The sequence below is a fragment of the Acinetobacter sp. UBA3106 genome (assembly GCA_002365595.1).
GTDB lineage: Bacteria > Pseudomonadota > Gammaproteobacteria > Pseudomonadales > Moraxellaceae > Acinetobacter.
In genome coordinates, this window is the sequence record DFAM01000016.1 from 1 (window position 1) to 241 (window position 241).

The window sequence follows — 241 nt, forward strand, 5'->3', positions numbered from 1 at the left end:
GGCATCATCAATAAACACCAGTAAACAGCATTTAGGTGCTCGTCCTTCAAACCAGTCATGATGTGAGCCATCAATTTGGATCAGTTCACCATAACAATCCCGGTTATATCGAGGCTGATACGGGCGTTTCAGGCGCTTGGCGCGAGGAATCCATAAATCGGCTGCAATCATCCAGGAACGCAGGGTTTCTACTGAAATATTAAAGCCATAAACGCTAGTCAGCTTTTCATGGGCTAAAGTT

General features: G+C 45.2%; 1 pseudogene. It reads right to left on the bottom strand.

What is annotated here, in order from left to right:
• Nucleotides 1-241: pseudogene (locus tag B4C48_RS07945) on the bottom strand (ISNCY family transposase); the annotation flags it as partial.